13 protein-coding genes are annotated in these 14,526 nt (G+C 71.4%); 8 read left to right on the plus strand and 5 right to left on the minus strand.

From position 1 onward, the window contains the following. The first annotated feature begins 37 nt into the window (after positions 1-37). Positions 38-1,330 (plus strand): nucleotide sugar dehydrogenase, encoded by a 1,293-nt coding sequence (locus ACTRO_RS38410; RefSeq protein ID WP_034271208.1) that lies wholly within the window; start codon positions 38-40, stop codon positions 1,328-1,330. A gap of 66 nt (positions 1,331-1,396) precedes the next feature. On the opposite strand, the gene ACTRO_RS38415 is transcribed toward ACTRO_RS38410, so the two are convergent. Together ACTRO_RS38415 and ACTRO_RS38420 are read right to left on the minus strand one after the other, a co-directional pair. Further along, a complete protein-coding gene (locus ACTRO_RS38415; RefSeq protein WP_169740008.1) occupies positions 1,397-2,629 on the minus strand; it encodes a mannosyltransferase family protein in 1,233 nt (410 codons plus the stop codon). A gap of 235 nt (positions 2,630-2,864) precedes the next feature. Then, a complete protein-coding gene (locus ACTRO_RS38420; protein WP_051452048.1) occupies positions 2,865-4,160 on the minus strand; it encodes a polysaccharide deacetylase family protein in 1,296 nt (431 codons plus the stop codon). 720 nt (positions 4,161-4,880) lie between these two features. On the opposite strand from ACTRO_RS38420, the gene ACTRO_RS44530 reads away from it, so the two are divergent. Then, positions 4,881-6,026 (plus strand): SIS domain-containing protein, encoded by a 1,146-nt coding sequence (locus ACTRO_RS44530; RefSeq protein ID WP_169740009.1) that lies wholly within the window; start codon positions 4,881-4,883, stop codon positions 6,024-6,026. Positions 6,027-6,031: 5 nt separating this feature from the next. Further along, positions 6,032-6,292 (plus strand): C1orf53 family protein, encoded by a 261-nt coding sequence (locus ACTRO_RS38430; protein ID WP_051452050.1) that lies wholly within the window; start codon positions 6,032-6,034, stop codon positions 6,290-6,292. Between the two features lie 12 nt (positions 6,293-6,304). On the opposite strand, the gene ACTRO_RS38435 is transcribed toward ACTRO_RS38430, so the two are convergent. Next, entirely contained in the window at positions 6,305-7,183 is an 879-nt protein-coding gene (locus ACTRO_RS38435) for a sterol desaturase family protein (protein ID WP_051452051.1), read from the minus strand. Positions 7,184-7,288: 105 nt separating this feature from the next. Between ACTRO_RS38435 and ACTRO_RS38440 the strand changes: the two genes are divergently transcribed. Beyond that, entirely contained in the window at positions 7,289-8,053 is a 765-nt protein-coding gene (locus ACTRO_RS38440) for a FadR/GntR family transcriptional regulator (RefSeq protein WP_211244555.1), read from the plus strand. Positions 8,054-8,404: 351 nt separating this feature from the next. Here ACTRO_RS38440 and xylA read toward each other — a convergent pair whose 3' ends face one another. Continuing rightward, the gene (xylA, locus tag ACTRO_RS38445) at positions 8,405-9,565 is read right to left on the minus strand and encodes a xylose isomerase (RefSeq protein ID WP_034271211.1); all 1,161 of its coding nucleotides are present in this window, start codon (positions 9,563-9,565) and stop codon (positions 8,405-8,407) included. Positions 9,566-9,729: 164 nt separating this feature from the next. Between xylA and xylB the strand changes: the two genes are divergently transcribed. The 4 genes from xylB to ACTRO_RS38465 all read left to right on the plus strand — a co-directional run bounded on the left by xylB (position 9,730) and on the right by ACTRO_RS38465 (position 14,049). Then, complete coding sequence (xylB, locus tag ACTRO_RS38450; RefSeq protein ID WP_034271214.1) at positions 9,730-11,148, plus strand: xylulokinase; 1,419 nt, start codon at positions 9,730-9,732, stop codon at positions 11,146-11,148. Positions 11,149-11,216: 68 nt separating this feature from the next. Continuing rightward, positions 11,217-12,425, plus strand: a complete 1,209-nt coding sequence (locus tag ACTRO_RS38455; protein ID WP_034271217.1) for an ROK family transcriptional regulator — start codon at positions 11,217-11,219, stop codon at positions 12,423-12,425. Positions 12,426-12,629: 204 nt separating this feature from the next. Continuing rightward, positions 12,630-13,145 (plus strand): hypothetical protein, encoded by a 516-nt coding sequence (locus tag ACTRO_RS38460; protein WP_034271220.1) that lies wholly within the window; start codon positions 12,630-12,632, stop codon positions 13,143-13,145. Between the two features lie 163 nt (positions 13,146-13,308). Next, positions 13,309-14,049 carry a hypothetical protein gene (locus ACTRO_RS38465; RefSeq protein WP_034271223.1) on the plus strand — a complete coding sequence of 247 codons (741 nt, stop codon included), beginning with the start codon at positions 13,309-13,311 and terminating at the stop codon, positions 14,047-14,049. A gap of 15 nt (positions 14,050-14,064) precedes the next feature. On the opposite strand, the gene ACTRO_RS38470 is transcribed toward ACTRO_RS38465, so the two are convergent. Then, positions 14,065-14,472 (minus strand): cupin domain-containing protein, encoded by a 408-nt coding sequence (locus ACTRO_RS38470; protein WP_034271226.1) that lies wholly within the window; start codon positions 14,470-14,472, stop codon positions 14,065-14,067. Between the last annotated feature and the right edge of the window lie 54 nt (positions 14,473-14,526).

Raw genomic sequence — 14,526 nt, forward strand, 5'->3', positions numbered from 1 at the left:
CCGACCCTCCTGCCTCCTCCCCGAACGGACCCATCCCGTGCAGATCTGCGTTGTCGCCCTCGGAAAGATCGGCCTCCCGCTCGCCGTGCAGTACGCGAGCCTCGGCCACCGCGTCGTCGGGGTCGACATCTCCCCGCGCGTCGTCGACCTGGTGAACGCGGGCGAGGAGCCGTTCCCCGGCGAGGCCGGCCTGGCCGAAGGGCTCAAGCAGGCGGTGGCCGACGGCCTGCTGACCGCCGGCCTCGACACCGTGGCCGCGGTGGCCGGGTCCGAGGCCGTGGTCATCGTGGTGCCGCTGGTCGTGGACACCGACGACGTGCCGGACTTCGGCCCGCTCGACGCCGCCACCAGCGCTGTCGCGGCCGGCCTGCGCCCGGGGACCCTGGTCAGCTACGAGACCACGCTGCCGGTCGGCACCACCCGCGAGCGCTTCGCCCCGATGCTCGAAGCCGGCTCGGGCCTGAAGGCCGGCACCGATTTCGCCCTGGTCTTCAGCCCGGAGCGGGTCAACTCCGGCCGCATCTTCGCCGACCTGCGCAAGTACCCCAAGCTGGTCGGCGGCGTGGACGAGGCCTCCGGCGAGCGCGGCGCCGCGTTCTACGCCGAGGTGCTCGAGTTCAACGAGCGCGTGGACCTGCCGCGCCCCAACGGCGTGTGGAACCTCGGCTCGGCCGAGGCGGCGGAGCTGGCAAAGCTGGCCGAGACCACCTACCGCGACGTCAACATCGGCCTGGCCAACACCTTCGCCCGCTACGCCGACCGGATCGGCGTGGACGTGGCCGACGTCATCGAGGCCTGCAACAGCCAGCCGTTCAGCCACATCCACCAGCCCGGCATCGCCGTCGGCGGCCACTGCATCCCGGTCTATCCGCGGATGTACCTGTGGAACGACCAGGACGCCGAGGTCGTCCGGGTGGCCCGCGCCGCGAACGCCGCGATGCCCGCCTACGCGGTGGACCTGCTCGAGCTCGAGCACGGCAGCCTCGACGGCGCCCGCGTGGCCGTACTCGGCGCGGCGTACCGGGGCGGGGTCAAGGAGACCGCGTTCTCGGGCGTGTTCCCGACGGTCCAGGCCCTCGCCGCCCGCGGCGCCGAGGTCGTGGTGGCCGACCCGATGTACACCGACGAGGAGCTGCGCGCCCTCGGCTTCGAGCCCTACGCCCAGAGATCGACCATCGACGCGGCGATCGTGCAGACCGACCACGAGGCCTACCGCAAGCTCGTCCCGGCCGACCTGCCCGGCATCCGCACCCTGATCGACGGCCGCCGGATCACCGACGCCGAGGCGTGGACCGGCGTGCGCCGCCGCCTGATCGGCGCTGGCGGCTGAGCCCGCGGGGAGCATGAGGGCGGGCCGGGATTCTCCCCGGCCCGCCCTCGTTTTCCTCGCCGCCGGTCAGCCGGCCCAGCGCGACTGCAGGAACAGCATCGCGATGGTGAAGGTGACCGGGGCCGCGACAGTCAGGTACACGGCCCGGAACCAGCTGCGCTGCACACACCAGATGCCCAGCAGCGCCCACAGCGGCCACCAGGTCAGCGTCTCGCGGTTGACCGAGAGATAGACGTGGGAGGTGGCCAGCGAGCCGACCGAGAACCCGACGTAGACGAACTCCGCCCAACGCCGCCGGTAGCCCAGCCAGATCGCCAGCGCGATGCCGATGAAGGTGACCACGATCTCGAGCTGGTACTCGAAGGCGGTGGCGGCCGGCACCTTCTCGGCGGAGGCGTAGCGCAAGGTGTTGAGGAGCGTCTGCCACGGCAGGGTGAAGTGCCGGTTCCACCCGATCTGCTCGGCGCGTTCCCAGGCGTTCCACTGCCCGGTGAAGTGCTTGAGCCACAGCATGTACCCGCCGACCGGCAGCAGCGGAAGGGCGATCGCCCACCCGCGCAGCCATCCCCGCACCCCGCGCGGCCGCGTCTGCAGGAACACGACGGCGAGCGCGAGCATGACGAAGAGCCCGTTGATGTGCATCGATGAGGCGACGGCGGTCAGCACTCCGGCGAGCACCCACCGCTGCTCCCGCGCGAAGAGCCAAGCCCACAGAGTCAGCGCGATGAAGGGCGGCTCGGTGTACCCCGCGGTCATGAAGACGGCCGCGGGCGCGAAGGCGAACAGCGTCAGCCCGTCCCGCACGGCCTGCCGGGCCCGAGCCTTGCCCAGCACCGCGGTCGCCTCGATCTCGATGATCCGGCCGAGCGCCACGCACGCGATCAGCCCGGTGACCAGGGAGATCAGCAGCCCCGAGAACACCCACGACCGCAGGAGGAAGTGCACGACCCAGAGCAGGGCCGGGTAGCCCGGGAAGAAGGCGTACGAGGCGCCGTGCAGCGTGTCGTGCTGATAGCCGGTGGCAGCGACCTTCTGGTAGCGCACCCAGTCCCAGTGCTGCCAGACGGAGGCGAGCCCGTGCGGATTCTTCCCCGTGCTGCCGAACCCGGTCCACGCCACGATCCACGTCGTCGCCACCATGGCGAGCCGCGAGAGCAGCCAGACCCGCACCGAGTCCTTCTCGCTCGGCCCCAACCGCCGCAGCAAAGCCGTTGCGCTCGACGCCTCGGCTACCGGGTCTGACCCCGCGACATCCGGTGACGCGGGTTCGGGGGACAGGAGGCGTACGTTCGGATCCACGGCTGCGAAGCTATGCCGGGCGGGTGTCCGACTTCTGAAGCTCGGATGACGAGAGCCGAAAGTCGTGCGACAGTCGTGAACCAATACTGCGAGCGGCGCGCTTGTCTGACCCGCCTGAGCACCTGAGGGCCACGGCCGCATCGACCGTGGCCCTCCAAGGACCGCCCTGCCCAGGCCTCAGGCCTCGGCCCTGCCTGCGCCCGAAGGCTGGATCAGCAGGCTGCGATCGCGGCGACTAGATCGCCATCGACCTCGAACTCGTCTCCTCCTCCTTGGATGTGCCCACCGGTGTGGTGTAGTCGCGCCAGTCGTCCGGCGCCATCCCCGGGTCGAGCAGGCGCATCTTGGCGACCACCTTCGGGTCCTGCGCCTCGAGCCAGGCGACCATCTGGCGGAACGAGACCAGTCGGACGTCGGGATAGGTGGCGATCTGACGCAGCGCGTCCTCGACGGCGGTCATGTAGATCCCGCCGTTCCAGGTCTCGAAGTGGTTGCCGATGAAGAACGGCGCCCGGTTCGTCGTGTACGCGCGGTTGAAGCCGGCCATGTACGAATCCGTGGCCTGCTGCTGCCAGTACGGACGCTTGAGCGGGCTGCCGGAGTCCGGGTCCGGACCGATCTGGTTGTACATGATGTTGTAGTCCATGGACAGCACCTCGTACTTCGTGCCGACCAGGGGGATCGACTGCAACGGGAAGTCCCACACTCCGTGCCGCTTCGTCGGCCAGATCTGCAGGCCGCCGGGCGAGCTCGCGTCGTAGGTCCAGCCGAGTGCCTGGGCCGTCGGCAGCAGCTGGTCCTGCCCGATCAGGCAGGGGGTGCGACCGCCGGTGAGCTCCTTCGAGTAGTCGAAGGGCAGCGCCGCCAGATCGTGGAAGCCCGTGTTGGTCTTCCACTGGTGGACGAACCCGACGGCCTGCTCGATCTCGTTGCGCCACTGGTCCGGACCCCAGGTACCCACGCCCCGGGAGTCGCAGAAGTGGCCGTTGAAGTGCGTGCCGATGTCGTGCCCCTCGAGCCAGGCCTGGCCGGTCTGTTCGATGGTGGCGCGCACGTGGTTGTCGTTGAGGTAGCCGATGGCCGAGGCGCCCACGGGTTTGCCCGGCGGCGCGTAGAGCATCTTCTGGCTCTCCGGCAGGGTGTAGATGCCGGACAGGAGGAAGCTCATGGTCGCGTTGGTCTCCTGCGCGGCCTGGCGGAAGTGGGAGAAGAGGTGGTTGTCGTCCTCGCCCGCGCCGTCCCAGGAGAAGACGACGAACTGGGGCGGCCTCTCGCCGGGCGCGAGACGCTCGGGTATGGGTTGATTGGGTTGGGGACCGGTGTCGGAGGTGGACCCGTCGCCGATCATCCGTGCCGGACGTGCCGCCTGTGCCCCGCGCTGCTGCACGGGGGAATCGGCTTGGCCGGCCACGGACTGGCTCGCGGATCCGGAGCGGCCGCCCTCAAAGCGGTCCCCCTCCGCCCCGACGACGGTGGCCGCAAGCGCCGCAGCGCCCCCGACCAGGACATTTCTTCGGGAAAACACGTTCACGGCGATTCCAGGCGCGCTAGAGACAGGCCAAGTCGGCGTTTCGCGTTTCTCAGCCCATCATATGTTGGTATGGCTGGACATCAAACCGCTTACCCGGATATGAGCGAGGCAGACGCTGAGCATCCCTCATTTGATGCAGAATCAGCGCCGATTCCCACATTCGGACCAGCGAATGCGCCCCCTCGTCCGTAGTCCGAGGCCCACGGAGCGACAGTCGGCGTGGCAGGGCCGGTACTGAAGATCACGAAACTGAGATTAGTAGCGGCGGGCCCGGCCGTCGCGGTGGTACGAGAGCGTGGCGAAAAGTAAGGATATTGCCGCGGCCCCCGGTCGCCCGTGTGATCGCCACGACGCCGCCCGCCACCCTGATCGCCGGCCTTGGCGACTTAGTCGGTTTGCCACAGTTCACATGGCTCACGGCATGTTTAGGCCGCATGCGGTAACCCGTTTGGCGGAGCGTCGCCCCACCAATTTCCTCGTCGGCGAAGGGTCTGCCTAACAGGGTGTCAATTGACTTGTCGCATAAGGCCTTGCTGCGCATACCGGGTACGCCATTCGTGCCGTCCTTGAGCGTAGGGTCCCCCTCATGGCAGATCTCCCGCCATCCGATCGGGTCGTCCTATGATCATCCCTGTGGTGCCGGGGCATCCATCTCCATCGTCGCCGCGACAGCGGCGGTTCCCGGACGACGACAGGAATACGAGGATGACTTCGACAGTCATGACCGCCCCTGGATCCAGCACGGCTCGGGCCGGGCGGCATATCCGGGGGGAGATGCGCGAGCAGCCGGACGTGCTCGGGAACCTAGCCCGGCACGTCACCCACTTCGCCGAACAGGCCGGCGTGCTGAGTGCCCAGGCGGGAGGCTTCGACGAGGTCGTCTTCCTGGCCGACGCGCGCGACGAGCACGCGGCGATGCTCGGGCGGCACGCCGTCGAGGCGCGGTGCGGGATCGCGGCCCGCGTGCTCACGCCGGTCGAGCCGGCCGATCCGGCCATCGCCTCCGAGGACGCCGGCGACCGGCGGCGGCTTGCCGTGGTGCTCTCGCCGTCCGGCTCGGAGCCGGGTGTGCTGGCGCTCGCCTCGCACTACGCGGAGGCCGGCGCGACGCTGATCGCGGTGACCAACGACGTGCGCTCGCCGCTGGCCATGTCGGCGGCGCTCTGCATCGACCTCGCGGCCGGGCTCGAACTCGCGGCGTCGCCCACCAAGTCGACGACGGGACTGATGCTCGCGCTCCTGGCGATCGTCGAGGGATTGCCCGCGACCTCCGACACCGCACAGACGAGCAAGGCGGTGCTCGGCAACGCGCAGTCCGCCAAGGCGCTCGCCCAGCTCGTCGCCGAGCTGCTCGCGGACACGGCTCCGGCGGAGGCCGCCGCGGCACGGCTGGTCGCGGCGCGGCGCATCGCCGTCGTCGGGTGCGACTACCTCGTGCCCGCCGCGCTCGAGACGGCTCGGATGCTGCGCGACACGGCCGGGCTGGCGGTGGAGGGCTTCTCAGCCGACGGCTTCCGCACCGGGCCGGTCGGCGGGTTCGACACCGAGACCACCGCCGTCCTGCTGGCCGGCGACGGAGGCTGCGACGAGGCGGTCGCCGAGCTGCGCGCGAGCCTGCTCTCGCGCAACGTGCCGATGGTGAGTATCAGCAGCCTTCTAGAGGAGCCCGAGGGCGCTGCCGCCGTACGAGTGAACGGCGCGCCGGATCTTACTTTTCCGGCACTCGGCTCAATGGCCGAATGCATCCTCGCTACCGTCCGTGGCCAGCAGCTCGCCGTCGCGGCAGCAGTGGCGCTCGGAGTCGACCCGGACCGAGGACGGACCCTGGCGAACGACAATCCGCAGGCCCGCGAACCGCTACCCTGATACCCATGTGGAGTGGTGATCTGGAGGCCGACGACGCGCCGGTCGACGTGCTGGCCGAGCCGCACCCCGCGCGGCTCGCCCCCGACCACCCCTCGCACGCACGCATCATGGCCGCTCACCGGGCCGCCCTGCTCAGCGGGCGGCCCGGTTATGCGGATCCTGACACGGGACTGTTCGTCTTCACCTCGGCCGCCTTGGTCTCCCAGGGCAAGTGCTGCAGAAACGACTGTCGGCACTGCCCTTATCTGCGCCGCCCCGGAGCCTGAAGGACTTGCCCCCTACGCCGGCTCGGCCGCGAGCGGGGATTGGGCCGACTGGGCGGACTTGGCCCGCTTGACCGCGTAGTACGCCTTGCCGGGGCTGCGGAACAGCACCGTGTACCGGTCCTTCACCGTGCGGACCGTGCGCAGGTCGCGGCCGATGGCGGCGTACTCGTGGAAGGCCACGCGCAACGGGTTGTACGTCTCGATGTTCTGTGTCAGGCCGTAGACGACCTGCTCGGTCTCCGGCGTGAAGCTGCCGAACATCCGGTCCCACACGATGAACACGCCCGCGTAGTTCCGGTCCAGGTAGCCGCGGTTGGAGCCGTGGTGGACGCGGTGGTGGCTCGGGGTGTTCATGACCAGCTCGATCGGCCGCCACATCGTGCCGATGCGCTCGGTGTGGATCCAGAACTGGTAGAGCAGGTTCAGGCTCTGCGCCGTGAAGATCATCGCGGGGGAGAAGCCGAGCAGCACCAGCGGCAGGCCGAAGGGCAGGTTGCCGATGCCGGTCCAGGGCTGGCGCAGAGCGGTGGAGAGGTTGAACCGCTGACTCGAGTGGTGGTTGATGTGCGAGGCCCACAGGATCCTGACGCGGTGGTCGGCGCGGTGCTCCCAGTAGTAGCAGAAGTCCCAGCCCACGAACACGGCGATCGCGCTCAGCCAGGTCGCCTGCAGGTGCAGCGGCGTCAGATGCGCGGTCAGGTGGTAGACGCCGAGGTAGATCGCCGACCAGCCCAGGTTGAGAGCGACGTAGCCGAGGCCCATGGACAGGCTAGTCGCCGTGTCCCGCACGGTGTAGCCCTGCTCCCGCTCATCCGGCACGAACCGGTAGGAGACCAGCTCGACGAGGATGAGCAGCACGTACGCCGGTATCGCGTAGGTAGTCAGGTTCACGGGATGGAGGCTAGGGCGGCGGACGCCGGGTTGGCAATAGCTGGTCCAAACAGTTGACCAGTTCGTGTTGACCCGCCCGCTCGCGGACGGGCATGCTCTATCGGTGTGACCAGCACCCGCGCCGACGAGGCGCGCGCCCTGCGCCGTGAGCCCTTGTCCGACCAGGTGTTCGCGCGTCTGCGGGATCTGATTCTGACCGGCGCCATCGCGCCCGGCGACGCGCTGCCGGCGGAACGCGAGCTCGCGCTGGAATACGGGGTGAACCGGCACGCGGTGCGCGAAGCGGTCAAGCGGCTGCAGCAGTCCCGCTTGATCGAGGTCTTCCACGGCGGCCGCACGCGGGCGCTCGACTGGCGACGCACGGCCGGGCTCGACCTCGTGGTGGACGTGCCGGGGACGCTGGACGCGGTGAGCGTGCCGGGCGTGGTGCACGACGCGCTGGAGATGCGGGCCTGCGTCGGCGCGGACGCGGCGCGGCTGTGCGCACTGCGCGGTGGAGACGAGGCGCGCGCCGAGATCGTGGCGGCAGCGGACGCGTACGGCGGACGCGGGCCGGACCTGACCGACCTGAACGAGGCGGACATCGCATGGTGGCGGCTGATCGTCGAGGGCTGCGGGAACCTGGCCTACCTGCTGGCGTTCAACAGCCTCGTCGACGGCGCGATCGCGATGGGCGAGGCACCGCTCGACCTGCGCTCAGCCGAGCTGCTCGACGCGGAGGCACACCGAGAGCTGGCGGACCGCATCTTCCACCGCGACGCGCCGGGAGCCGAACGACTCGCGCGCGAACTTCTCAGCCGCAGCGTGCCGGGTGAGACGAAAGCCACACAGACGCCCGAACCGGCCCAACCTGGTACGACCAAGATCTGACGCCGCATAGGACCAGACGCCAACAACTGACGCCCCAACAACCTCTTGTTGCCGAAGCACCTTCACCCCCACCTGACCTGCGCGCGGGGTCCGGGGTGTCCCCGGCGTCGGGGTCTGGGGGCCGTGCCCCCAGGTAGGCACAGGTAGCCGTGCGCTCCCCCCGGTCCTGGCCCGTAGCGAAGCGTAGGGCCAGGACCGAAGAGAGCGCGTCAGGCGACGGGCGAGGCGCGCAGGGCGCGGGCCGCCCTCACTTCGGCCCGCGTCCGGCCGCGCCTGAGCGCCCGTCGTCCCGTTAGTCGCGGTTCGCGGCCCCAGGTGCGGCCGGGGGCGCGAACCGCAGTCCGTGCGGCCTCAGATGCCGAGCAGGTGGTCCAGCGCGAGCTGGTCGAGGTGCTCGAAGCCCATGCCGCGGGCGGCGGCGGCGTCGACGTCGAAGTCCTCGAAGGCGCTGCGGTCGGCCAGCAGGTCGGTCAGCTTCTCGCCGGCGCCGAGGGTGGTCTGGGCCAGCTCGTCGAGGCGGGCGGCGCGCAGCGCCTCCTGGACGGCGGGGTCCTCGCGGAACGCCTTCGCCTTCTCCTTCAGCGCCAGGTAGTTGCGCATGCAGCCGGCGGCCGAGGCCCACACGCCGCTGTAGTCCTCGGTGCGCGGGGGCTTGAAGTCGAAGTGGCGCGGGCCCTCGTAGCCGGCCGTCTCGAGCAGGTCCACCAGCCAGAACGCGGAGCGCAGGTCGCCGGCGCCGAACCGCAGGTCCTGGTCGTACTTGATGCCGCTCTGGCCGTTGAGGTCGATGTGGAAGAGCTTGCCGTGCCACAGCGCCTGCGCGATGCCGTGCGGGAAGTTCAGGCCCGCCATCTGCTCGTGGCCGACCTCGGGGTTCAGGCCCACCATCTCCGGGCGCTCGAGGCTGTTGATGAACGCCAGGGCGTGGCCGACGGTCGGCAGCAGGATGTCGCCGCGGGGCTCGTTCGGCTTCGGCTCGATGGCGAAGCGCAGGTTGTAGCCCTTCTCCACGACGTACTCGCCGAGCAGGTCGAACGCTTCCTTGAACCGGTCGAGCGCGCTGCGCACGTCCTTGGCCGCGCCGGACTCGGCGCCCTCGCGCCCGCCCCAGGCGACGTAGGTCTCGGCGCCGAGCTCGGCGGCGAGGTCGATGTTGCGCATGGTCTTGCGCAGGGCGTAACGGCGCACGTCGCGGTCGTTGGAGGTGAACGCGCCGTCCTTGAACACCGGGTGGGTGAACAGGTTGGTGGTGGCCATCGGCACCTTCATGCCGGTCTCGGCCAGGGCGGCCTTGAACCGGGCGATGTGCTGGGCCCGGTCGGCGTCCGAGGAGCCGAACGGGATCAGGTCGTCATCGTGGAAGGTGACGCCGTAGGCGCCGAGCTCGGCCAGCTTGTGCACCGTCTCGACCGGGTCGAGGGGCGCGCGGGTGGCGTCGCCGAAGGGGTCGCGGCCCAGCCAGCCGACGGTCCACAGGCCGAAGGTGAACTTGTCCGCCGGACGCGGGGTCAATGTGCTGCTCACGGGGTGCTCCCAGGGGTCATTACCGCGCGCGCAGGCGTCGTCGCCGGTCACGCGCTATTGATAAACGCAGAAAACAAATTAGTATGCCGGTGCGGCCCTTGGGAAGCCCCGCGTGTCGGACGCGGGCCCGGGATCGCGAAGAGGGAGGCGAAATGGCCGCGGCGGACGTGGTGATCGGCGTCGACAGCTCGACCCAGGCGACCAAGGCATTGGCCGTGGACGTCGCGACCGGGCGGGTGGTCGGCCAGGGCCGGGCGGCCCACACGGTCAGCGGCGGCGCCAAGCGGGAGAGCGACCCGGAGCAGTGGTGGGACGCGCTGACCGAGGCGTTGGGCCAGACGGGGTACGCCGACACGGCCGTGGCCGTCTCGATCGGCGGCCAGCAGCACGGGCTGGTCGCGCTCGACGAGGCGGGCCGGGCGGTGCATCCGGCGCTGCTGTGGAACGACGTGCGCAGCGCCCGCAACGCCGAGGCGCTGACCGAGCGGCTGGGCGAGCGCGCCTGGGCCGAACGCGTGGGCAGTGTGCCCGGCGCGTCGTTCACCGTGGCCAAGTGGGACTGGCTGCGGGAGAACGAGCCGGAGGCCGCGGCCCGCGTGCGCCGCGTGATGCTCCCGCACGACTATCTGACCTGGAGGCTGACCGGCGAGTACGTCACCGACCGCGGTGACGTCTCGGGCACCGGCTGGTGGGGACCGGACGGGTACGACGCCAAGATCCTCGAGGAGGTCGGCCTCGACCCGGCGTTCCTGCCGCGGGTGGCCGAGCCCGGCTCCACGGTCGGCGAGGTCCGGACCGGCTCGCCGCTGCGGGCCGGCGCCCGCGTGGGCACCGGCACCGGCGACAACATGGCCGCCGCGCTCGGCCTCGGCCTCGAGCCGGGCGTGCCGGTGGTGAGCCTGGGCACCTCGGGCACGGCCTACGCGGTCACCCGCGGCCGCCCGACCGACCCGACCGGCACCGTCGCGGGCTTCGCCGACTCGCTCGGCGGCTGGCTGCCGCTCGCCTGCACGCTCAACTGCACGCTCGCGGTGGACCGGATCGCCGGCTGGTTCGGGCTCGACCGGGCCGCGGTGGAGGCCGGCGGCGAGGTCGTGGTGCTGCCGTTCCTGGACGGCGAGCGCACCCCGAACCTGCCCTACGCCTCAGGGCTCTTCTACGGCCTGCGGCACGACACGACGCCGGGTCAGATCCTGCAGGCCGCCTACGAAGGCGCCGCCTACAGCCTGCTCACGGCGGTGGACGAGGTGCTCAAGGCCGGCGGCGAGACGGCCGCGGACGGACCGCTGATGCTGATCGGCGGCGGCGCGAAGGGCGAGGCGTGGCGCTCGACGGTGCGCCGGCTCTCCGGGCGCGCGGTGCAGGTGCCGGCGGCCGAGGAGGTCGTCGCGCTCGGCGCGGCCGCGCAGGCGGCCGGGCTGGTCACCGGCGAGAGCGCGGACGAGGTCGCCCGGCGTTGGGACACCCGCGGGGGCACCCTCTATGATCCGATGCCCGTGGACCAGGCGGCGCTGGACCGGATCGGCGCGGTGCGCGCCCGCTCCGGCGCGCTGCTCGGCGGCGCGGTCTAAGGCTTGGCGCCGCCCGCACCGCGAGACCAACCCCGCGCGAGACGCACAGACGGAAGGACCGCACCACCGTGAACGCCTCGTCGGCCGAGGGCCCGGCTTCGCAGCAGAGCATGCGCCGGGCCAACCTGGCGCTGGTGCTCGGCGCGGTCTCCCGGCTGAACGCCACCTCGCGCGCGCAGGTGGCCGAGGCGACCGGGCTGACCCGGGCCGCGGCCGGCAGCCTGGTCAACGAACTGCTCGAGGCGGGGCTGCTGCGCGAGCGCGGCGCGGCGCTGGAGGGCCGAGTGGGGCGGCCGAGCACGGTGGTCTCGCTCAACGACCGCGGGCCGGCCGGGCTCGGCCTCGACGTCGGGGTCGAGCACGCCGGCGCCTGCGTGGTGGATCTGAGCGGCGCGGTCCGCATCCACATCCGCCGCCCGGCCGGGCACCGCGGCCAGCCGCCGGAGAAGGTCGCCGGCAACCTGGCCGAGGTGGCCGAGGCCGCGCTGGTCCGGGCGGACGAGCTCGGGCTGCGCATCGTCGGCGGCGGGGTGGCGGTGCCCGGTCTGATCGGCACCAGCGACACCGTCGTGCACGCGCCGAACCTCGGCTGGCACGACGTCGACCTGATCGGGCAGCTCAGGGCCCTGCTGCCGGACCGGCTGCGCGCGCTGCCGCTCGCGGTGGAGAACGAGGCGAACCTGGGCGCGCTGGCGGAACTGTGGCGCGGTTCCGGTTCCCGCGACTTCGTGCACGTCTCGGCCGAGGCGGGCATCGGTGCCGCCGTGGTCGTGGACGGGCAGCTGCTGCGCGGCAAGCGCGGGTTCGCCGGTGAGCTCGGCCACATGCCGGTCTATCCCGACGGTCGCCCGTGCGCCTGCGGCTCGCACGGCTGCCTCGAGCAGTACGCGGGTGAGGAGGCCGTGCTGCGCGAGTGCGGCCTGACCGGCGAGGCGATGGAAGCCGACCGGGTCGCGCTGCTGGCCGGTAGCGCCCGGGCCGGGCGCGAAGCGGTGCTCGGCGCGCTGGACCAGGCCGGGCGGGCGCTCGGCATCGCGCTGGCCGGCGCGGTGAACCTCGTCGACCCGGAGACGGTGGTGCTCGCCGGCGCGTACGCCGAGCTGGCGGACTGGCTGCTGCCGGGGATGCAGACGGAGCTCGGCGCCCGGGTGCGGATCCGGCCGTGGCAGCCGGAGGGCCTGGTCGTATCAGAGCTCAGACGCGAGGGCCCGATGATCGGCGCCGCGACCGCGGTGGTGCAGCGGGTCATAGCGGATCCCTCGGTCCTGCGCGGCTGAGCGCTCGATCTGTCCACGGACAGGACACGGTGTTCGCGGTCGGCGAACATCCGGGGCAATCGCTCCGCACTCCCTTGACCGCGATCCCGGCGGTGGGGATGCTCACCGCGCACCCGAGGCACGCACACCCGCACCGTGCCCGCCCGTGCTGCCGGGCCACGGCGCGTATCCGTGTTCCATCCGTCTGAGCGAAGGAGATCCCCCGTGTCCGGAACGCTCCGCCGGGGCGCCGCGGTCTTGGCCGTGGCCGCCACCGCCCTGGCCGTCCTGCCCGCCGCCGCCTCGGCCGACGACCTCGGCCCGCTGGTCGGACCGAAGCAGTACTTCACCGGCTCGGTCGCCGGCCTCGCCTCCAGCGGCGCCGCGAACAGCGGCGCGGTCATCGGCGTGAACTGCGCCGCCGCCGCGTCGACCGGCAGCCCGATCGCCGGGCAGTCCGTCGAGGTGAAGCTGCTGCTCCCGCCGGTGGCCGCGAACGTCGGCTACACCGGCACCGCCGCGACCTCGATCGAGGCGAACCTGATCTGGTCCAACGGCGAGGTCGTCTTCATCACGCCGCTGGCGACGTTCAAGCAGTACTCGGTTCCGCTGCCCATCCCCACGAACGTCAAGGTGCCGTGCTCCGGCACCGGCGAGGTCTCGTTCGACCCGGAGCCCGCCTCCGGTGCCGTCTCGTACGTCGTCCCGGTGAAGTTCGAGAGTATCGGGGTAGCCGGCTGATCCGCCTGCCGCGCCCCGGTTCCGGCCTCATCCGCCGGGGCCGGGGCGCGGCCGCGAAATCCCTCGTGGCGCCCCCGTCGGGCAAGACGCATGCGTATGGCGGCAGTTTTCCGGGCCCCGTACAGTGGTTGCGTCAATGGAACCGATGGCGTGGAGGGGGATCATGGCCCGGCAGTCCGCTGAGCCCGGCGGCACGCGTCCGGCGGGGCGGCTGACACCGCGGGTCGCCCAACTCGCCATGGTGGTCCTCGCCGCCGTGCTGACCGTGGGGACGGCGGTCTTCTACGTCCCGCACCAGCTCGCCTCCTACGCCTTCGCCGCCGCGCCGACATGCTCGGCGAACACGCACGGGGACTGCGTCGTGCGCACCCCGGTCACCGTCTCGCTGCGCGGTTCCAGCGGCGGCGGGAACGACGCGGTGGAGTGGGTGGACGTGCAGGGCATCGGCGCCGGCGCGACCCAGGTGAACGTGCGCGCCGCGGACGCGGCCTGGTCGCGGCTGCAGCCCGGGGAGACCGGGACCGCGCTGATCTGGCGCGGGGACGTGGTCGATCTCGAGTTCGGCTCCTCTGACCTGCAGACGCCGGACTGGCCGGACCACCGCACGCTGACGGTCTACTGGCGCTTCTTCCCGGCGCTGAGCCTGCTCCTGGCCGCCGTCCTGCTCTGGGTGGTGCCCCGGCGGGTGCGCCACCGCGGGCTGCTCGATCTCGCCGCGAACGGCATCGTGCTGACCGGCGGAATCAATGCGCTGATAGCGATCGGATTGGACCGGCCGGTGCTCGTGCTCTACCTGCCGGTGCTCGCGGCCGTGCTCGTGTTCTTCTTCGCCGGCCGCCGGATCTCGCGCCTGCTGTGGATGCGCAAGGTCCGACGGCAGACCGAGGCTCTGATCGTGCGCTGATACGCGCAGCCTGAATCAGTCCTCGACCATCCGGTCGTCCGCGGACAGGTGCTCGACCGTGCGGCCGGTCTCGGTGAAGGTGCGCGTGACGTAGTCGGTGTCGTAGATCCACAGGATCCGCATCGGCTCGTCGCCGGTGTTGCGGAAAAGGTGCGGGATGCCCGCCTCGACGTACGTGGTGTCGTACTGCTCCAGCGGCGTGGCCACGCCGTCGATCACGCACTCGCCCACGCCGCTGAGCAGCGTGACGTGTTCGACGCAGTTGTGCGAGTGCATCGGCGCGCCGGTGCCCACCGGGTAGGTGCTGATGCCCGAGGTGATGGTGATCTTCTCGGCGGCGGAGTGCCGGGTGATGAGCGGAATCGTCTCCACGCCGCCGCCCCGGCCGAGCCGGGTGACGGACGCTGCCTTGATGATGGTCATGGCCTGAAGCCTAAAGGCCCAGGTGCGCGCCCGTGCCCCGCCTCCCGCGAACAC

The organism is Actinospica robiniae DSM 44927 (assembly GCF_000504285.1).
Taxonomy (GTDB): Bacteria; Actinomycetota; Actinomycetes; order Streptomycetales; family Catenulisporaceae; genus Actinospica; species Actinospica robiniae.